Raw genomic sequence first — 19,336 nt, forward strand, 5'->3', positions numbered from 1 at the left:
ATCTTCTTATAGCATACTAATTCTTTCCCGCTTTTTAGCAGAAGCTAGACAAGTCTCGATCAATTGCATGCCCAGCACTGCATCCTCAGGTGCAAATAATTTTTTTCCTGTAAATACTGCGGCGGCAAAATCATCGACCTCCCGTGTATAGGGATTCGCCCCGGTGGCATCAACCCGCCTTACCCCTTCTCCCGTATGCACAAAAAATTCAGCATCCTCATCTCTAGCATTAAAAGGCATAGGCACTTCAATCATTCCATCGGTCCCCAGAATCTCTAACAGCTGGCGGTTATATGCCCACATCCCGCAATCAAAAATCAGGCTTAGCCCCTTCGGAAACTCTACCAGTCCTGAAGCCATCATATCTACGTTGTCATGCTCCGGAGAGAACATAGCATGAACTGTTACGGCTTCCGGCTCAGCTCCGAACAGCAGTCGTGCTGCACTTAGCGGATAACAGCCGATATCATAAAGCGAGCCGCCGCCCCAAGCGGATTTAAAACGAATATTAGAGGTGTCTGTAGCGTCATTATAAGTAAAAGTGCCTCGAATGGAGCGTAATTCGCCAATTTCTCCGCTAGCGATAATCTCTTGCAATTCCGCAATCCGAGGATGATGCCGATACATATAAGCTTCTGCCAAATGGACTCCAGCATCATTACAAGCTTTTACCATCTCAGCCGCTTCTTCACTGTTCAGCGCGATCGGTTTCTCACATAAGATATGTTTGCCAGCTTCCGCCGCACGGATTACCCATTCCCGATGGAGGTGATTTGGCAGTGGAATATACACCGCATCAATATCCTTATCCGCCAGTAATTCCTCATAGCTGCCGTAAGCTTTATCTATTCCGAACTCTGCGGCTACAGCGCTGCTTTTTTCTAAACCGCGACTGGCTACCGCTGTAATCATTCCCGTCTCCGAATCCATTATAGCCGGCATCACTGAACCTGTCGCAATCTGCGCACAGCCCATGATTCCCCAGCGAAGTTTTTGCACCATCGTTGCTAACCTTCTTCCTTATAGATTACTTACTATACTTAAAGCCACCTTATCATAGAATGAAACGTTTCTCTAACAGAAAGAAGCCTGCAAATTGCAAAAAAACAGTGCCAAAAGGAGCTCCAACCCCGATAGACACTGCTTTTTATAAAATATGAATGTTTATATTAGTGCATTTAACAGCACAGCCGCACCCAGCACAACTATACGCGCAAGGTTCATCAATACGAAGTTTTTGACGGCAAGAATAAAGGTACTCGCCTTCTCCTGTTTCTCTGTGAACAAGGCAATATTTCGGCGAAGCGGGATCAGCGTAAGTAGAATCAACAGAACCAGAATAGGGTTAATCCCTAAGATCAGCAGCACTACAAGATCCAGATAAGAGACATAGTAGAGATATTTAAAAAGCACAAGCGCATTGCGGCGGCCAATGTACACCGGAAGCGTGTACCTGCGATTCTCCACATCCTCATCAATATCACAAATATTATTAGCGAGCATAATCCCTGCGATCCCCAAAATAGCGGGCACGGAAAACCAGAAAAGGTACAGCACTTCCACGATGTTGATATTCAAGCTGACCCAGCCGTTCTGAAGCAGCAGTGAAACCACATGCTCATCCGTATGGATATAGGCAGAGATAAAAATAATAACAAAGCCCATAAACAAACCCGAAAACAGCTCACCTAACGGCATACGCGAGATGGGAATCGGCCCGAACGAATAAAGTATACCGATCAAGAACGACAGTCCACCCAGCAAAAAGACCAGCAAACCCGTCTGAGTGACAAGCGCAATCCCGCCCCCTGCTGCCAGCGCCAGCAAAATAACAATCGTCGCCACGACGGTGCGCTCTTTTAGCTTAAAATGAACAATCGGATTATGCGTTTCGTAGCCGTAGCCGTGGGTTTTGGAGGCTTTTTTGAAATCGTAATAGTTGTTAATCGCCGTCGTCGCCATATCGAAGCTAAGCAAAGACACGAACATCAATCCAAAACGCAGTACGTAAAAATCCTCAAACCGGTACAGGGCATACAACGTTCCCATTAGAAACGGAATAATACTGGCTACCTTCGTCGGCAGCTCCACAAATCTTAGAAAGCTTTTAATATTCACACCATACACCCTTATCTGTCAAATGAGCCTGCAAGGCATTACTGTTCAGTTGTTGTAACCGTCACTGGGGACCATTCTGCAATAACTGTTTGTCCATGTACAGACACACTGCCTTCAGGACTCAGATCCTTCTCTGTCATAATTCCGAGCGCTACAGTGAAGTTATTGAATTTAAGCGGTATATTTTTCTCGCGGCGTACTTCCTTGCCGTTCAAATAGAATACAGCCTCATCATTGCCGCGGTGATAGATAATACGGTACGTATTGAATTCCCGTGGTTTGAAATCCGTATCTTCTTTAAAGATACAGAAATATTTCGTTCCAGTGCTTTCTGGCACTTGTACACCCGGGAACGGCAAAATACCATATACACTAGCATATTTGTCATTTCCCGCGAAGAAATCGAGCGCAGCGCCTGTCGTGAAATCCAGCAGGTTCAGCGATACATATCCATCATACAGATCTCCAGGTGCAGTTCCTTGTGTACGGCAACGAATTTGCAGCTCAATGCTAATCTCTCCAGCTTCCGGAATCTCCACTGGCTTGGCTGAATAATACATGTGCTTGGCATTGTCCAGAATTTGCACTTGATGGTTCTCACGAGATAACTTCGCACGTACATACAAGGTATCATTACGAACGATAACTACAGCCTCCGGCTCACGGTAAGCCCAAAATGATCCGTCAGGCAGTGTAAATCCACCCGTCTTCCAGACCTTTCCTTCTTCTAAAATGGAGTGGAAATCCCCAAGAACCATGCGATTGCCTTTAACTTGTTGTTCTTCTGCCATCAATTCCTTGTCCTTCTTTTCCATGAAAGCTCACTCCTTCTGTAGTCCATCTATTAGTATCAGATCAAGCCTTGAATTAATAAAGTTATTGCCATTACTACTCCGCAGCGTACGGAGGCTTTTTGTGAAGCACCCATCAGCGGGATATAAGCCGGCGAAGCATTATGTTGCTTCAGACTACTGTAAATGCGCAGCGGCCAGAAAGCTGTAACCAGCGCCAACAGTGCGTAAACAGGAAGTACACCCAACAGCACACAGACTATCACCGAAGCGTAGCCAGTGAAAAGAAGTACACGTGAGAAAACAAGTGCCTTTTGTTCTCCCCATACTACAACAAGCGTAAGCTTACCCGCCTGCTCATCCGCTTTCCAATGTAGGAAATGGTGATTAAACAACAATAATGTAGTTAAAAATCCGACAGGCAGCGAGAGAATTACAGGCTTCATGCTAAACTGACCGGTTTGTACGAAATAGGAGCCTAATACAGGCATAATCCCAAAAGCAATAAAAATGGCCATCTCACTATAACCTTTGCCGCGATAGCCATAACGCAGTGGCGGAGCCACATAGAAATAAGCGATTAAAGCACCAACAAGTACAAACCAGAGGATATTCCAACCGCTATATATACTAAGAATCCCACCACAGATAAGGGCAATCGCCAGCATACTCCAGGTCATCCTTGCATAAAAAGACTCCGAGAGGATTCCACCTGTCAGTAGCCCGGAGTTTGTGCTGATTTCACCAGCGGAATTCTTTGCTTCTGTATCGGTTCCGTTGCGGAAGTCCCACAGATCATTCACCATATTGGAGAACAAATGCGCCGAAATCGCCCCTATTAAGGTAAGAATAAATAAAACCGGATGGAATGTCCCTTCCCATACATATGCCCCAACGGTCCCCAAAACAATCGGGATGAGCATAACAGAAAAACTCCAAAACCGGGTCGCCTTGGTAAATAATGTCCATTTGTTCACTTCAAGCTTACCGCCTTTTTCATATGATTTGATAATAATTATCACTGACTATTATACATCAATTTTCGAGAGATTGTGAAGATTATCACTGCATATAATGTCTATTCTTGACATAATATTTCCGTTTGTTTGGTTAAGTATCTTGATAATGGAAGATAAAAATGTAAACAATTCCTTATTTCACGCAGGACCCCTATTTTACGACAAAAAATGAGTGTTGTTTTATAGGCAAGCACATACCGATATGATATGATAGGCAAGCCTATGAACAGCGCCCCTTACGGGCTGTTTTTAAGAGCGTAAAACTATATATAATAATGGAGGCTTTTACTGTCATGTCAGCGCAATCCCCTAACACCCAATCTGTCAAAATCGTCACTGCCGACCCTAGCGCCATCGGGCTATTCGGACTGGCTATTGTCACATTGGTCGCTTCTTCACAGAAGCTTGAATTTACAACAGGACTTAGCTACGTTATTCCTTGGGCTATCTTCCTGGGAGCATTCGCGCAGCTATTCGCCGCCATTCAGGATGCTAAGCACAACAATACCTTTGGTATGACCGCCTTTGGCGCCTACGCTTTCTTTTGGTTCGGCATGGCTAGCAGCTGGCTAATCAAGCTTGGCGTATTTGGTCCAACGCTTGCGGAGGCTGTAGATCCTAAGCAGCTCGGATTTGTATTTCTGGGTTACTTGATCTTCACACTCTTTATGACGATTGGTGCCGTTGAGGCAAATAGAGTTCTGCTTATTATTTTTGTATTGATAGATTTTCTCTTTATCGGACTAACCTTTGATTCCTTTGGGATCGCTCCAGAATTCTTCCATAAGCTAGCTGCTTGTGCTGAGCTTGGTATTGGTATCGTGTCCCTTTACGGATGTGGAGCATCCGTGCTAAACGCTCATTTCGGCCGCAGCTTCTTACCGATTGGAGCTCCGCTGGGCATCTTCAAAAAATAGAAATTGTTCTGATCTGAAACTAATACTTTTGCAAGCCGAAAGGATGCTGAGACTATGCATGTCCTGTCCTCTTCTGAATTAGCGGTAACTGCTATTTTCGCCCTTATTCTCGCAGTTATTGCCTACCTGATCATTCGGAATATCCCGAAGATGGTTGGTGATATTGCGGCTTTTCGCAAAAGAACACTGGTTTGGACCCAAGTTTCACTAGTACTAACGGTGCTTCAGTTGAATTTCAAAGCAGGCGATTGGCGCTTTTCTATCGTCCTTGGACTCATTGTGTTATTTACCGGAGCTATTTGGCTGTCCGCCCGTTATTACGACATCAGTCGCAATGCAGGTCCAGAATCTAAAGATCCTGAAGCACATTAGTAAATCTCAAGCTCCCGAAAGGGGGCTTTTTTTTATAATTTCAGAAAGCTTCTTCGCATAGTTCTCCCCCTCACAACCATACTAATGACATTCTAATAAAAGTAACGGGAGGATTATCAGGGTGAGCAAAAAAATCAATCTGCTAATGTTCAGTGGGGAATACGACAAAGCGATGGCTGGACTGATCCTAGCGAATGCCGCAAGAGATATCGATGTCGAGGTTACTATGTTTTTTTCATTCTGGGGTCTATTTTTGGTGCGTGATCCGGAGAAGATGACTCTTGAGGACAAGAGTATCTACGAGAAGCTGATGGATGTTATTACACCGAAGGGCCCTGGGCAGCTGCCGCTCTCTCATCTGAACTTTAGCGGGCTAGGACGAATGATGCTCGAGGAAATGATGGAGGAACAAGGCGCACCGAAGCTGATTCATTTTCTAAAAGGGGCTCGTAAAAAAAACATCAAATTCTATGCCTGCAAGCTCTCTGTGGAGATCATGGGCTTTAAGCCCGAGGAACTGCTGCCAGAGGTCGAAATCATCGATGCTGCGGCATATTTAAAAGATGCTTTAGAAAGTGATGTACAGTTATTTATTTAAAGTCTGACTAGGCTTTAACCCAATCCCCCATGCAGGCATATACTGTTGCCATAGAAACTACTGGCACGCCGAAAATACACCCCATTAACTTAGCACTGACGGCGTACGGGCTGGAGGGAATATCCGTGCTAAACATCATCCACGCCTCTTCTGCAGAGACGCCCGCTTCATTACAAGACCATTTTGATACTTTTCGTGGTCACACCATCGGCATTCGGCATCAAATCAACACCCCTTATGGCAGACAGCCGCTTCTGTATGCCGATTGGACCGCAAGCGGGCGCTTATATGAACCGATCGAACGCAAGTTGCAGGAAGCCTTCGGTCCCTACGTCAGCAATCCACATACAGATTCCAACACCACCGGACTAATCATGACGCAGGCTTATAATGAAGCTCGCCAAATCATTAAGAACCATGTAAATGCTGGCCCTCAGGATGTACTGCTCTTCTGCGGCAATGGAACAACAGGAGCCGTGAACAAGCTGCAGCGTATCATGGGATTAAGGCTCCCGGAATGGCTACAGGAACATAATAACCGTGCACTGGAAGACCGCCCCGTTATCTTCACCAGCCATATGGAGCATCATTCCAATATTCTTCCTTGGCAGGAGGGACTTGGTGACGTCGTTACCATTCCCGCCGGAAAGGACGGAAATATTGACCCTCAACAGCTTGAAGACCAGCTGCGACTGTACCCCAATCGCCGTTTCAAGATTGGTTCATTTACAGCTTGTTCTAATGTGACTGGAATTCAGACGCCTTACGCAAAGCTAGCGGCTACTATGCATCGTCATGGGGGCGTATGCTTTGTGGATTTTGCCGCCAGTGCTCCCTACGAGCCTATCAATATGCACCCACCTTCCCCACTGGAGAAGCTTGATGCGATCTTTTTTTCTCCGCATAAATTTCTGGGTGGGCCGGGCACAAATGGCGTTCTAATCTTTGATGAAGCGCTGAGCAATGGACGTATTCCTGACGAACCGGGTGGAGGTACAGTAGCCTGGGTCAACCCTTGGGGAGGACGCCGCTACACTAATGCGATTGAGATGCGGGAAGACGGGGGAACACCGGGGTTTTTACAAGCTTTTCGCACGGCGCTTTGCGTGAAGCTGAAGGAGCAGATGAATGGAAACGGTCAATATATGGTGATTAGAGAACACGAGCTATGTCAGGAATTAATGGTAGGACTCCGCAGCATCCCGGAGTGCGCGCTGCTGGCCGGAGATCATACAGAACGTCATGGAATCGTCTCTTTTACACTTCGTGATATCCATTACAACCTCGCTGTTCAGCTGTTGAATGACCGTTTCGGCATACAAGCTCGAGGCGGCTGCTCTTGTGCAGGTCCATACGGACATTACCTGCTTGGATTAGGGTGGACGCAATCCGCTCAGATTGCCGGAGCGATCATGAGCGGCGACCAATCCTTCAGACCAGGGTGGATTCGCATCTCCCTACATCCCATTATGACTAATCAGGAAGTAAAGAGAATTGTATCCGCTGTAAGGAGTATTGCGACCCATGTCCAGCAATGGAAGCAGGACTACCTTTACGATACTTCCACGAACAGCTGGAATCATATCTACGCGCAGCATTCACCCGAGATGAAGCTCCAAGAACTCTTCACCATGTAACAATCTAACTTATCACACGTTGCCCTTCACCATGTCCAAATCGGCAGCACTGGCATTGGAGATGACTTGTTCTACATTTTTGCAGCCCGGAATTACACTGGTTACTGCGGAATGCTGGAGACACCAAGCCAAAGCCCACTGCGCCATATCCAGACCTGACGGCACTTCATTAGCAGCAATTTCTGCTACTGCGCGCAGCTGCTTTTGTCTTACATCCTCTTTATGGTTAGCTCGCACATCACCCTGAGCAAAAACCGCATCTGGCTTATACTTGCCGCTCAAATAACCACTGGCTAACGGAACGCGAGCTAACACACCTAATTGATGCTCGATGCACAGCGGAAGAATCTCTTCTTCAGGTTGACGATCCAGCCGATTATATACTACTTGTATGGCCTCTGCTTGCACATCCGCTGCCGCAGAGGTCTGGTGCACCCCCGAGCCCGATGCACTGATCGACACGCCCAAATGACGGATTTTGCCGGCTTGCTTCTGTCTGTCGAGCATACTCCACAGCTTATCATTATCGAATTGCTCATCCGTTCCGGAATGGAATTGATAGAGGTCAATATACTCTGTCTGGAGTGCGCGGAGGGAGTCGTCCAGCTGCTTAAGCACATCCTCAGCACGCCATAGCTGTTCCCGCTGCAAATGCCCCTGAAAATGATGGCCAAATTTCGTAGCTACAACCCAGTCCTCGCGTTTGCGGCGCGCCAGATAATCCCCGATGAACTTCTCCGACAAGTGATCTCCGTAACATTCTGCCGTATCAATCAGATTAATACCCAGCTCTCCAGCCTTATCCAGCATGGCATCGACTTCAACCTGAGTGAAATCCTTGCCCCACTCTCCGCCAAACTGCCAAGTCCCTAGGCCAATCACCGAGACATTCATTCCTGTACTGCCAAGCTTACGATATTTCATCATCATTTCCTCCTTTATTCTATTTAGATTTAGGGATTCAAGTTAATTCTGACACTATGCTAAGCTATCTTGTTCCCATCCTGTGCTGTTCTAGCAAAACGCGCTTCGATGGCTTTGACTCCCCATAACGACAGCCCGATAAACAACAGAACATAGATAATCTCCCACGGCTGGCGAATGAAACGTTCCAGATCGTTGCCAATGTATGAAACTGCGAATACCATAATCGCTTTGCCTACCGTGAGCGCAAGAAGATACGAACGGAACCTCATCCCGGCAAGCCCCGCTGCCATATTAATCACAACAAAAGGCCCTACCGGAAATATACTAAGCAGAAAAACATAGCTAAATCCGCTTTGCCGCACCCACGTCATGCTTTTGGCTACTTTGGGCCGCGCTGCCCATTTTCGTAAATAACGATGGGAGGCTACTTTGCGGATAATCCAAAAGGTAGTCACACAGCCTGCAACCAGACCGATCCAAGAATACAAAAAACCTAACCATAAACCATATACGGCCCCATTTAACCCTACGATCGCAATAGTTGGCAGTGGTGGTATAAATGATTTCATAAACGTTAACGCAATGCCCGGAAAGGGCCCAAACGAACGATATTGTTCAAGCAGATGCCGCAGATTATCCTCTGTCAGCCAAGACATAATATCAAGAAAATACATAACCAGCTGATCTCCTCATCCGATTGGAATTCTTAACACTTGGTCTCAATTATACACGAAGTTACGTTCATTCCTACAGTGCCGCCAATATAGAGTGAGCAACCGGGACTAATTAAATGACAGGGAGAAATTTCTTCGTTACTATAGACAAAAATACATATTAGACGGGGGCATAAGGTTATGATCATTCATTCAGAAACGTTGGATCTGCAAACTACCACTGAGCAGGATTTAGCGTTCGTTCTAGCCATTGAACAAAGTGAGCTTAATCGTGCCTATATCGGACAGTGGAGTAAAGAGGAGCACATTACGGCTATCCATGATCCAGATATCCTGCATCTTACAATTTGGGAGAGGTCCGGGAAAAGAGTCGGCTATATCATCGTAACAGGACTTCAAGATATTCATCTTACTGTTTGTATTAAACGAATCGTCATCCATTCCAAGGGCTTTGGGTATGGCAAACTGTCGCTTCGTCTCGTGAGCGACTGGATCTTCCAGCACACCGAGACGCATCGGCTATGGTTGGATGTTAGAGATCACAACCACAGGGCTCGCCATGTCTATGAAAGCTGTGGCTTTACACTGGAAGGGACTCTACGTGATTGTATGAAGGTTGAGGGACATTTTGAATCTCTGCATATCATGTCCATATTACGGTATGAGTATATAGAGCGTGAGCAGCAGCGACAGAAATAGATTAGGGAAATCCTCCCTGATCTTTGGTCTTTCAGGTGCCTATAACTGCAAATCAGGGAAAACTTCCCTAATATTCAGCGAATTTGAGCAAAATCGGCGTATTTCAGTAATTTTTAGGGAGGTTTTCCCTAAATCGTCTATTTGGGGACCCTAATCAGCCACTTTTTAGGGAGGTTTTCCCAAAAAAGTGTATGCCGCGATGATAATCGGCTATTTTCAGGGAATTTATTTCCTCGCCCCCTTTCAGGAGCACAATAAAAAGCCGAGCAATAGGCCCCCTATCCTGCGCAGGCTCACTACTCAGCTTTCAATTCCATTTCCCTCAAACCTCTCCACTGTAACAACCCGCCTGCTCACCTTCCGCCCTCAGCCCCGCTACCACATAGGTTGTCACGTACTTACGGGCATCCGCTGTCAGCAGTAACAGCTCTACCGAGCTTTTAGCCGGCTCCCCTCTGACAAACTTTATTCGGGCACCGTCCAAATCCTCTTGGATGCCGGCAATCGTATATCCTTTAAAAAGCAGCCCATCAATCTCCTGCTGTTCTTTGGCATATTCCGCAAAAGCAGACATTAGACTACACCTCCGCTGCAAAACGTTTGCGTTTCAAATATTTTCCCGAACCTGCTTTGCCGACAAATTGTTTGTCACGAATAACAAATTCGCCTCGACTGAGAACAGAAACAGGCTCTCCCTTCACTTCAAAGCCCTCAAACGCATTATAATCTACGTTCATATGGTGCGTGTCCGCAGAAAGGGTTCTTTCTACAGAAGGATCAAAAATGACCAGGTCAGCGTCACTACCTACTGCGACCGTGCCTTTTTGCGGATATAAGCCAAACAGCTTGGCGCTAGAGGTAGCAATAATGTCTACGAATTTGTTCAATGAGATCCGGCCTTTCTGCACACCTTCCGAATATAGAATCGTAAACCGGTCCTCAATGGTCGGCCCACCGTTCGGGATTTTGGAGAAATCGCCCAGCCCCAGATCCTTTTGTCCTTTGAAATCAAACGAGCACTGGTCAGAGCCAATCGTCTGCAAGCTGCCGTTCCATAACGCATCCCACAAAACATCCTGATTCCACTGCTCACGCAGGGGCGGAGACCACACGTATTTAGCACCTTCGAAATTAGGCTTTTCCAGTGCCGTCTGATCCAGCACTAAATACTGTGGACAAGTCTCGCCGTAGACGCGCAGTCCCTTTTTACGCGCTTCAGCAATCTTCCAAGCAGCTTCCGCACAGGTCACGTGTACAACATACAGCTGAGAATCTGTCAGTTCGGTTAGATAAGCTGCGCGTCCCGTAGCTTCACCCTCCAGCTCCGGCGGGCGGGTCAGCGCATGAAAGATCGGATCAGTGTTGCCTGCGGCCAAGGCCTGCTCAACAAGATATTCAATGACATCTCCATTCTCCGCATGCACCATAACGAGTGCACCTTCTTTTTTCGCAGCTTGAAGGGTCTTAAAAAGTGTGCCATCATCCGCCTGAAAAGTATTCTTATAAGCCATAAATACTTTGAGCGAGGTAATGCCTTCATTCTCAATTATCTCCGGAAGCTCACCCAGTACTTTATCGTTTAATTCTGAGACCATAAGGTGGAAGCTGTAATCAATCACAGCTTTATCCTGCGACTTATGATGCCATGTATCTACGGCTTGCTGTAGCGGTTGTCCTTTGGTGGTTAAGCAAAAATCAATGACTGTGGTCGTTCCGCCATATGCAGCCGCAATAGTTCCCGTCTCAAAATTATCAGCTGTAACCGTGCCGCCAAAAGGCATATCCAGATGGGTATGAGGATCAATGCCTCCAGGAAAAACATAACACCCCGAGGCATCTATAATTTCCGCACCAGGGACATCCAAATGAAGGCCAATCTCCGTAATAACCCCGTTTTCAATCGCCACATCGCCTGTATAAGTATCTGCTGCGGTAACGATGATGCCATTTTTAATAATCTTTTTCATCCTTAAACCACCTCCACTTCCGAATAGGTGCCATTCAAACTGCCGATCACTTTCTGCCGCTGATTCCAGGTCAGTGGAGCTGCCCCGGTATCCACTGGAACCATATCGATCGCGCCGTCTGCTGGACAGACAATAGAACAAAGATTACAACCTACACAATCTTCCTCGCGGACCTGTAGAATAGCTTTCCCATCTGCATTAGTTAACATATCAATACACTGATGTGAAGCATCTTCGCAGGCAATATGGCATTTATTACAGTTGATGCAGTTGTTCTCATTAATACGGGCAACAACCTTATAGTTGAGATCCAGATCACCCCAGTTCGAGTACCGGGATACCGATTTACCGATTAACTCTGTTACAGAAGCCAAACCTTTGTCATCCAAATAGTTGTTCAGGCCATCGATCATTTCCTCCACAATCCGGAAGCCATGATGCATGACCGCTGTACATACTTGAATGCCCGTAGCACCCATCAGCATGAATTCAACAACATCCTGCCAGGTGGAAATCCCTCCAATACCGGAGATAGGAATGCCTACTCCCCGGTCACGGGCACACTCGGCCACCATACTAAGCGCAATTGGTTTCACAGCCGGCCCGCAGTAACCGCCATGTGCACCCTGACCCCCAACATTCGGAATTGTGTTCCAGCTATGAATATCTACACCAGCAAGACTGTTGATCGTGTTGATCATACTAATCGCGTCTGCTCCACCCTTAACCGCATGGCGGGCAACGACGGTGATATCCGTAATATTAGGCGTCAGCTTCACAATCACCGGGGTCGTTGCAACTTCTTTTACCCAGGTGGTCTGTGCCTGCACCAGATCAGGCTGCTGCCCCGAAGCAGCGCCCATTCCACGCTCAGCCATCCCGTGCGGACAGCCAAAATTAAGTTCCAGGCCGTCTACACCCACATCCTCTACCCGCTTAACAATCTCATGCCATTTATGCTGCGTTGGTTCTACCATCAGGGAGGCTATAATCGCATGATTAGGGAATCTTTTTTTCGTTTCATAGATTTCCTTCAGATTAACTTCAAGCGGACGGTCGGTGATCAGTTCAATATTGTTAAAGCCCGCAACCCGTTGCCCATTGAAATTTACTGCCGCAAAACGCGATGAGGTATTAATGATCGGATCGCCGAGCGTCTTCCACACCGCACCGCCCCAACCTGCTTCAAAGGACCGCTGCACTTGATAACCTGTATTCGTAGGCGGCGCGGAGGCCAGCCAGAACGGATTCGGTGATTTGATTCCTGCGAGATTAATACTTAAATCTGCCATGATGTTCCCTCCCTGTCATGTAAAATCCAATTTGATTTCTACGCTCAGCCCGCTGATCTAACAACGACCTCCTGCTGGCCTGAGAATTGTTTAACAATCGCATGGGCTGCATCTTTTCCCTGCTGTGCCGCTGACACAACCATGGCCTCACCCTTACCTGAACCAAAAATAATGTCCCCAGCGGCATAAACCTGCGGATCGGAGGTTTGGCAGGTGACCTCATCCACCTTAACAACCCCACGGTCATGCATAAGACCTAAGGAATCTATTAGATCCAGACGACGCTTTTGACCAATAGCTATTACAACCGCATCTACAGGAATCAAGAACTCAGAACCCTCGATCGGCATAGGTATTGGACGCCCATCTTTGCCCAGCTCCTCCGTCAGCTTCATCTGCACACATTCCAGTGCGGTTACATTCCCAAGCTCATCACCCACGATACGTTTCGGTAAGGTAAGCCAGCTGAACTCCACACCTTCCTGCTTCGCGAATTCATATTCAAAGTCATATGCCGTCATCTCTTCGCGGGTCCGGCGGTAGACCATTTTCACATTGGTGGCTCCCAGCCGCACTGAGCAAGTCGCTGCATCAATAGCCGTATTCCCTGCCCCAATGACAGCGACCCGCTGATCCATCAGCTCTAGCAGAGGAATGCCCGTCTTAGTAGATTCTACAAGCGCAATAGCGTCATAAACTCCAGCCATTTTTTCACCTTCAATCCCTATTGGAGGCACATATCCCATACCCGCTGCCAAAACGATAGCATCATAATTCGACTTCAGCTCATCTACAGAAACATCCACTCCGACTTTTACACCTGTACGTATTTCCACACCCAGCTTCTCTACCTGCTCTACTTCCCAAAGAGATACAGACTGCGGGAGCCGAAACGATACAATCCCATGTGTATCCAGCCCACCCGCTAACGCCTTTGCTTCGTAGATCACAACAGCAAAACCTTCACGGGCGAGCTCCCTAGCCGCAGACAATCCCGCAGGACCACCACCAATTACGGCTACCTTTTTCCCATTAGGGGTGCCAGCCTTAAATAATTGAACTCCGCTGTTCATCGCCCAATCTGTCGCATAACGCTGCAGCAGTCCGATTTGGATCGGCGCCGAGGCATCATTTAACACACAGGCTCCTTCACACAGCTCATCTGTAGGACAAACACGAGCACAGCTGGCACCCACAGGATTGGAATCCATAATCGTCTGTGCCGAGCCTTTCAAATTGTCAGTAGCGATCCGTTTGATAAAGGAGGGAATATTAATGCTGGTCGGACATGCTTTTATACATGGGGCATCGTAGCAATATAGACAGCGATTAGACTCATCCAGGGCACCTTTATGGGTCAGAGGCGGCTCAGCCTCGGCGAAATTGCGCATGAACATATCAGGTGTAAATGCTGTTAACGGAGATGAATGCTCCATCACTAGTCCCTCCTTATGGGTAATTTTTCATATTTGTGTTATATAATATAACATTATTTCAAGTTTTGTCTGAATATTTTGCTTACATCTTTAATTTATTGTAGTAATATAAGCATTAACAGAAATTATCTCTCAACGTTCTTCCTGATTAGGTTATATATACTGACATCCGTTAATCAAACTATAGTCATTTCGAATTTTCGTTGCATTAGACACTTTGTCTAATTTCAAAACTGTATTTTTTACGTGTGAGAATAGGCTGAGAATAACAAGGCGTTAGCCGAAGGCCAGAGCGCAGAAGATCGAGGGGGAGTACCTATGGACTGGGAGCTTGTATTAACCATTCGTGACGCTTTAAAAAGACCACTATTCGCAGAAGCCGAGGTGATCGGCGGGAAAAGCGGCCTAAGCCGTGCCATTCGCTGGGTGCATGTGCTGGAAAGTGCCAACTTCGAGACTCTGATTCATGGCGAAGAAATGATTTTGACTACGGGGATTGGTGCAAGTGTCGATCTCCCTTCCTCCTTGGAGTTTATGCAGAACCTGATCGACAAAAATGCAGCTTGCCTATGTATTGAGTTAGGTACGTATTTCAGTACCATCCCGCAAGAGATGATCGACTTAGCCGACAGGCATGACTTTCCGCTAATCATCTTCACCCGCACGGTTCGTTTCGTAGATATCACGTTGGATCTTCACTCGATTATCATCAACCGGCATCACCGGATGCTCCAAGAACTTGAAAAAATCTCACGTGAATTCCACCGCCTGACCTTAACTTCACAAGGAACGCTGAAAGTGCTGCAATTATTGTGCAAAAGTACCCGCACACAAATTGTCTATATGCAGCTGCAAGGCAAACCCTTATTTTTTCCGGCACTTCCGCCGGAAGAGCAGGCTCCATTGCTGAATTTTTTCACCGCCTTCGGCGACGAGCTGGAAGGAATTCAACCTGACGCCGCCCCCTATATCCGGGAATATGGACAGAAGACCATCGCGCTCAAGCCTGTAGGTGCGCTGGATCAGACCTGGGCTTACATTCTGATGGTATGCAATCACAAACCACAGGAGTTCGACTGTCTGCTGCTGGATTCCGCCTCTTTGTCCATTGCACAAGAGCTGCTGCGGACGCGGTATATGGAGGAGCGTAAGCTTTTTTCAGAAAATCTATGGGTCGACGAGCTGATCAATGGCCGCATCGAAGATGATAACCGCTTAAAGGGCCTGATCGGCTCTAATTTCAACGTAGTCAACGAGCTCCCTTACCGTGTATGCCTTATAGAGATCAAGAACCCCAGAGATGTAAAATGGAACAGCTCAGAGAACGAATGGGAGTCCATCACCTTCCACCTTTCGCTCATCCTGCGTTCCATCTTTGAGAAATATTCTTTACGTCCACTGATCACCCTTAAGAACAATCGCCTCACCGTCATCGCCCTTGACATCCAATCGAAAATGCCTGGAAAAATGCGACTTCAACAAGCACTTGAAGCCCTGCAGAACATCCGCTCCGATGAGAAGCTCAAGGATTTGCAGCTCGTCATTGGAGTCAGCAAATCGCATAAGCGCCTAAAACGAGCCTATTCCGGTTATCAGGAAGCCCTACAGGCATTGTCGTTATACTCCTGTTACCAGAAGTCACTACTCTTCTATGAAGAGCTGGGTGTATTCCAGCTGCTGTTGAGCTTAAACGACGGAAAAACGTTGCAGAACTTCATTCGCAGTTATCTCGGCCCGCTAATCGACCATGACCAAACCAAAGGCAGCGAGCTGCTGCTTACCCTTCGTGTTTATCTGGATCATGATGGTTCCAAACAAATTGCCGCTCGAAACTTATTCATTGTCAGACAGTCCCTTTATTATCGCCTGGACAAAATAACAGAGCTACTGGGTGAAGACTTCATGCAGCCAGAGAATCGGATCTCCATTCAAGTCGCCCTGCGCGCTTACCAATTTCTATATCCAGACAAAATCACTTTACCTAGCCCCCGTTCAGCACAGATTTAAAGGTATCGATAATAAATTCTATATCTTCATCCGTGGAGGATAACGGCGGGGCGAAGGTAAGCACGTTGTTGAACCCAGCTACGGTATCGCCATTTTTACCGATGATAAGCCCCTTGGACTTACATTCGGCAATAATCCCCTTCACAATATTCAGATCAACCGGTTTCTTACTGACCTTGTCTTCAACCAGCTCAATCCCTGTCACCAAACCAAAGCTGCGGACATCACCTACAAGCTTGTGATCAAGCAGCTCAGTAAATTCTGTATTTATTCTTTTACCTAAAAGATCCGCACGTTCCACCAGCTTCTCCTGCTCGATAATCTCCAGATTACGCAGCGCCAGCGCACAGGAAGCAGGGTTACCACCAAAAGTATTCACATGGCGAAAATGCCCATAGTCATCGCTATTGTCCTTAAATACCTCATAGATATCCTTACGAACAGCAGTGGCAGATAGAGGAAGATAAGCGCTAGTCAGTCCCTTAGCCATCGTTACGATGTCAGGCTTCACATTAAAGTTGTGATGACCAAACTTACGTCCAGAACGTCCGAATCCACAAATCACCTCATCCATAATGAGCAACACACCGTGCTTACGGCAGATTTCCTGCACCCGATCCAAATAAACCTGATGCGGTACAATGACGCCACCACCCGTAATTACAGGCTCCATAATCACCGCAGCTACCGTCTCCACGCCTTCCCAGATGATCATATCCTCTATGGACTGTGCACACTGGAGATTGAATTCTTCCACAGTCATCCCAGCCGGGCGGCGATAGCTGTCCGGGGGAGCTACATGCAGAAAACCACCCGCCAACGGTTCATATTTATATTTGCGCTGGGCCTGGCCCGTTGCAGATAATGCCCCAAGTGAACTGCCATGGTACCCACGATAACGGGCAATGAATTTATGGCGATAATGCTGGCCGATTTGCTGCTGGTACTGGCGGGCCATTTTGAAAGCAGCCTCATTGGCTTCCGATCCACTATTGGAAAAAAAGATCACATAATCGTCTCCGAGCCACTCATTCAGCTTCTCCGCCAGCGCAATCGCCGGGAGATGACTTTGTGTCAGAGGAAAATATGGCAGGGTCAGCAATTGATTGTAAGCAGCTTCCGCCAGCTCCTTGCGCCCGTATCCCACATTTACACACCACAGGCCAGACATCCCGTCCAAAAATCGATTGCCCTGTATATCTGTAATCCACGACCCACTTGCCGAGGCGGCAATCATAGGCGGGTTCTTTTCACTATAAGGTGTAATGTTGTGCCATAAATATTCCTGATCCTTCTTCACCGCAAGCTCACTATCGTTCCCCAGAATCTGCATAACATTTTCTCCTCTCAGCAGCTCATTTTCTCTAATAACGGGCAGTGATCATCTTTTTACGCGTATAGAACTCCACCCCATCACGGCCATTGGCATGCAGGTCTCCATAGAACGATTTCTTATAACCCGAGAAGGGGAAAAATGCCATGGGGGCAGGCACACCCAGATTCACACCCAACATCCCTGCATCAATTTCTTCCCGAAATTCACGGATCGCCTTTGCGCTATCTGTATAAATGCACGCCCCATTCGCGAATGGGGACTGATTCGTTACCGCAATCGCTTCACTCAGACTTTTCACACGAATCACAGACAATACCGGCGCAAAAATTTCATCCTTCCAGAGGGTCATTCCCGGCTGTACATGATCAAATATCGTCGGCCCGATAAAATAACCCGCACCCCCCGTAGCCGCATCCTTCCGCCCATCTCTCACAAGCTTGGCTGCCTCAGCTTCACCAGTCTCAATGTAATAAAGAGTCCGCTCCTTATTCGACTGACGAATTACCGGACCCAAAAACACCCCATCATCCGCGCCATTACCAATTTTAAGCTCATCCGCAGCCGCAGCCAGACGGTTCACTAGCTCGTCAGCGATATCCTCATGAACCACTACGACCGAGCAAGCCATACACCGCTCACCTGCCGAGCCAAAGGAAGCCGCAATGATATTTTTGACCGCATTGTCCAGCTCCGCATCAGGCAGCACAATCGAGTGATTCTTGGCTCCAGCTAGCGCCTGCACCCGTTTTCCCTGCGCTGTCCCTGTCTTATATACATATTCCGCAACCGGCTGCGAACCGACGAACGAAATCGCCTTCACTTCATCATGCTCCAGCATCCCATTCACAACCTCGTGCGCCCCATGTATCACATTCAGTACACCTGGAGGAAAGCCCGCTTCGGCAAATAACTCTGCCAATCGATTAACCAGCAGCGGCGTCCGTTCAGAAGGCTTCAGCACAAAGGTATTTCCACAAGCGATGGCAAGCGGAAACATCCAACAAGGAACCATCATTGGAAAATTAAACGGGGCAATTCCCCCGATCACCCCCAATGGATAACGGTACATCCCGGATTCAATACCGGTAGCAATGTCCGGAAGCTGACTGCCCATCATCAACGTGGGGATGCCTGCGGCAAATTCCACACACTCAATTCCACGCTGCACCTCACCTTGCGCCTCTTCCAGACTTTTGCCATTCTCCAGCGTAATCAGCTCGGCCAGCTCATGCCAATGCTTTACCAGCAGCTGTTGATATTGAAATAAATAGCGGGCACGACGCGGCACAGCGACCCTTTTCCACGCTTGAAATGCCGCCGCAGCCGCTTCTACCGCCGCACCCAACTCTTCCTTACTAGAAATGGGCACATAAGCAATCACTTCACCTGTCGCCGGATTATAAACCTCTTCATCTCGCCCGGACGACGATTCTACCCAAGCTCCATTCACATAATTCTTAACTCTTTCAGCCTGCGTTACTAGGAGAGACATAGCTCGCACCTCTTTCTCTGTTTCAGATGCACTGATGGACTGCTGATTATAATA

Annotated in this window: 18 protein-coding genes; 6 read left to right on the plus strand and 12 right to left on the minus strand. The window is 47.4% G+C overall.

All coding sequences use genetic code 11. The features are described 5' to 3' along the window. Positions 1–6: 6 nt before the first annotated feature. The 4 genes from MKY54_RS29350 to MKY54_RS29365 all read right to left on the minus strand — a co-directional run bounded on the left by MKY54_RS29350 (position 7) and on the right by MKY54_RS29365 (position 3,886). Entirely contained in the window at positions 7–1,002 is a 996-nt protein-coding gene (locus MKY54_RS29350; protein ID WP_076179214.1) for a Gfo/Idh/MocA family oxidoreductase, read from the minus strand. Positions 1,003–1,164: 162 nt separating this feature from the next. Then, positions 1,165–2,118 carry a 1,4-dihydroxy-2-naphthoate polyprenyltransferase gene (gene menA, locus MKY54_RS29355; RefSeq protein ID WP_076219134.1) on the minus strand — a complete coding sequence of 318 codons (954 nt, stop codon included), beginning with the start codon at positions 2,116–2,118 and terminating at the stop codon, positions 1,165–1,167. A 38-nt stretch (positions 2,119–2,156) separates the two neighbouring features. Then, the gene (locus MKY54_RS29360) at positions 2,157–2,933 is read right to left on the minus strand and encodes a DUF6081 family protein (protein ID WP_339188826.1); all 777 of its coding nucleotides are present in this window, start codon (positions 2,931–2,933) and stop codon (positions 2,157–2,159) included. A gap of 35 nt (positions 2,934–2,968) precedes the next feature. Beyond that, entirely contained in the window at positions 2,969–3,886 is a 918-nt protein-coding gene (locus tag MKY54_RS29365) for a prenyltransferase (protein WP_036682043.1), read from the minus strand. Between the two features lie 335 nt (positions 3,887–4,221). Here MKY54_RS29365 and MKY54_RS29370 point away from each other — a divergent pair, with 335 nt between their 5' ends. From MKY54_RS29370 to MKY54_RS29385, 4 genes are all read left to right on the plus strand, one after another. Next, positions 4,222–4,845 carry a GPR1/FUN34/YaaH family transporter gene (locus MKY54_RS29370; protein ID WP_036682044.1) on the plus strand — a complete coding sequence of 208 codons (624 nt, stop codon included), beginning with the start codon at positions 4,222–4,224 and terminating at the stop codon, positions 4,843–4,845. Between the two features lie 54 nt (positions 4,846–4,899). Further along, positions 4,900–5,217, plus strand: coding sequence for a hypothetical protein (locus tag MKY54_RS29375; RefSeq protein ID WP_076278292.1), 318 nt, complete (start codon positions 4,900–4,902; stop codon positions 5,215–5,217). Between the two features lie 121 nt (positions 5,218–5,338). Further along, positions 5,339–5,815, plus strand: a complete 477-nt coding sequence (locus MKY54_RS29380) for a DsrE/DsrF/DrsH-like family protein (RefSeq protein WP_036682046.1) — start codon at positions 5,339–5,341, stop codon at positions 5,813–5,815. 125 nt (positions 5,816–5,940) lie between these two features. Further along, a complete protein-coding gene (locus MKY54_RS29385) occupies positions 5,941–7,452 on the plus strand; it encodes an aminotransferase class V-fold PLP-dependent enzyme (protein WP_076278291.1) in 1,512 nt (503 codons plus the stop codon). A gap of 12 nt (positions 7,453–7,464) precedes the next feature. Here the strand turns inward: MKY54_RS29385 and MKY54_RS29390 are convergent, their stop codons facing one another. Both MKY54_RS29390 and MKY54_RS29395 read right to left on the minus strand, forming a co-directional pair. Beyond that, a complete protein-coding gene (locus tag MKY54_RS29390; RefSeq protein WP_076179216.1) occupies positions 7,465–8,376 on the minus strand; it encodes an aldo/keto reductase in 912 nt (303 codons plus the stop codon). Positions 8,377–8,435: 59 nt separating this feature from the next. Then, positions 8,436–9,053, minus strand: a complete 618-nt coding sequence (locus MKY54_RS29395) for a TVP38/TMEM64 family protein (RefSeq protein ID WP_036682051.1) — start codon at positions 9,051–9,053, stop codon at positions 8,436–8,438. 180 nt (positions 9,054–9,233) lie between these two features. On the opposite strand from MKY54_RS29395, the gene MKY54_RS29400 reads away from it, so the two are divergent. After that, a complete protein-coding gene (locus MKY54_RS29400) occupies positions 9,234–9,752 on the plus strand; it encodes a GNAT family protein (RefSeq protein ID WP_076124023.1) in 519 nt (172 codons plus the stop codon). Positions 9,753–10,074: 322 nt separating this feature from the next. On the opposite strand, the gene MKY54_RS29405 is transcribed toward MKY54_RS29400, so the two are convergent. The 4 genes from MKY54_RS29405 to MKY54_RS29420 are packed head-to-tail and all read right to left on the minus strand — an operon-like array spanning position 10,075 to position 14,447. Next, positions 10,075–10,326, minus strand: coding sequence for a hypothetical protein (locus MKY54_RS29405; protein ID WP_076124025.1), 252 nt, complete (start codon positions 10,324–10,326; stop codon positions 10,075–10,077). Between the two features lie 4 nt (positions 10,327–10,330). Next, entirely contained in the window at positions 10,331–11,719 is a 1,389-nt protein-coding gene (hydA, locus tag MKY54_RS29410; RefSeq protein WP_076124027.1) for a dihydropyrimidinase, read from the minus strand. Positions 11,720–11,721: 2 nt separating this feature from the next. Beyond that, the gene (preA, locus tag MKY54_RS29415) at positions 11,722–13,011 is read right to left on the minus strand and encodes an NAD-dependent dihydropyrimidine dehydrogenase subunit PreA (protein WP_076124028.1); all 1,290 of its coding nucleotides are present in this window, start codon (positions 13,009–13,011) and stop codon (positions 11,722–11,724) included. Between the two features lie 44 nt (positions 13,012–13,055). Then, positions 13,056–14,447, minus strand: a complete 1,392-nt coding sequence (locus MKY54_RS29420; protein ID WP_076124030.1) for an NAD(P)-dependent oxidoreductase — start codon at positions 14,445–14,447, stop codon at positions 13,056–13,058. Between the two features lie 318 nt (positions 14,448–14,765). On the opposite strand from MKY54_RS29420, the gene MKY54_RS29425 reads away from it, so the two are divergent. Beyond that, on the plus strand, positions 14,766–16,454 hold the full coding sequence (locus tag MKY54_RS29425) for a PucR family transcriptional regulator (protein WP_076124031.1): 1,689 nt from the start codon (positions 14,766–14,768) through the stop codon (positions 16,452–16,454). Here MKY54_RS29425 and MKY54_RS29430 read toward each other — a convergent pair. After that, a complete protein-coding gene (locus tag MKY54_RS29430; protein ID WP_339188834.1) occupies positions 16,429–17,787 on the minus strand; it encodes an aspartate aminotransferase family protein in 1,359 nt (452 codons plus the stop codon). The genes MKY54_RS29425 and MKY54_RS29430 overlap by 26 nt on opposite strands. Positions 17,788–17,818: 31 nt before the next feature. Beyond that, on the minus strand, positions 17,819–19,282 hold the full coding sequence (locus MKY54_RS29435) for a CoA-acylating methylmalonate-semialdehyde dehydrogenase (RefSeq protein ID WP_339188837.1): 1,464 nt from the start codon (positions 19,280–19,282) through the stop codon (positions 17,819–17,821). Positions 19,283–19,336: the final 54 nt, after the last annotated feature.

It is taken from the genome of Paenibacillus sp. FSL P2-0121, assembly GCF_037975345.1.
GTDB lineage: Bacteria > Bacillota > Bacilli > Paenibacillales > Paenibacillaceae > Paenibacillus_AQ > Paenibacillus_AQ odorifer.

Excerpts from the sequence above, each read along its gene's own strand:
- MKY54_RS29350 (WP_076179214.1), bottom strand. The coding sequence starts at position 1,002 with ATGGTGCAAAAACTTCGCTGGGGAATCATGGGCTGTGCGCAGATTGCG.
- MKY54_RS29360 (WP_339188826.1), bottom strand. The coding sequence starts at position 2,933 with ATGGAAAAGAAGGACAAGGAATTGATGGCAGAAGAACAACAAGTTAAA.
- MKY54_RS29370 (WP_036682044.1), top strand. The coding sequence starts at position 4,222 with ATGTCAGCGCAATCCCCTAACACCCAATCTGTCAAAATCGTCACTGCC.
- MKY54_RS29375 (WP_076278292.1), top strand. The coding sequence starts at position 4,900 with ATGCATGTCCTGTCCTCTTCTGAATTAGCGGTAACTGCTATTTTCGCC.
- MKY54_RS29390 (WP_076179216.1), bottom strand. The coding sequence starts at position 8,376 with ATGAAATATCGTAAGCTTGGCAGTACAGGAATGAATGTCTCGGTGATT.
- MKY54_RS29395 (WP_036682051.1), bottom strand. The coding sequence starts at position 9,053 with ATGTATTTTCTTGATATTATGTCTTGGCTGACAGAGGATAATCTGCGG.
- MKY54_RS29400 (WP_076124023.1), top strand. The coding sequence starts at position 9,234 with ATGATCATTCATTCAGAAACGTTGGATCTGCAAACTACCACTGAGCAG.
- MKY54_RS29405 (WP_076124025.1), bottom strand. The coding sequence starts at position 10,326 with ATGTCTGCTTTTGCGGAATATGCCAAAGAACAGCAGGAGATTGATGGG.
- hydA (WP_076124027.1), bottom strand. The coding sequence starts at position 11,719 with ATGAAAAAGATTATTAAAAATGGCATCATCGTTACCGCAGCAGATACT.
- preA (WP_076124028.1), bottom strand. The coding sequence starts at position 13,011 with ATGGCAGATTTAAGTATTAATCTCGCAGGAATCAAATCACCGAATCCG.
- MKY54_RS29420 (WP_076124030.1), bottom strand. The coding sequence starts at position 14,447 with ATGGAGCATTCATCTCCGTTAACAGCATTTACACCTGATATGTTCATG.
- MKY54_RS29425 (WP_076124031.1), top strand. The coding sequence starts at position 14,766 with ATGGACTGGGAGCTTGTATTAACCATTCGTGACGCTTTAAAAAGACCA.
- MKY54_RS29430 (WP_339188834.1), bottom strand. The coding sequence starts at position 17,787 with ATGCAGATTCTGGGGAACGATAGTGAGCTTGCGGTGAAGAAGGATCAG.
- MKY54_RS29435 (WP_339188837.1), bottom strand. The coding sequence starts at position 19,282 with ATGTCTCTCCTAGTAACGCAGGCTGAAAGAGTTAAGAATTATGTGAAT.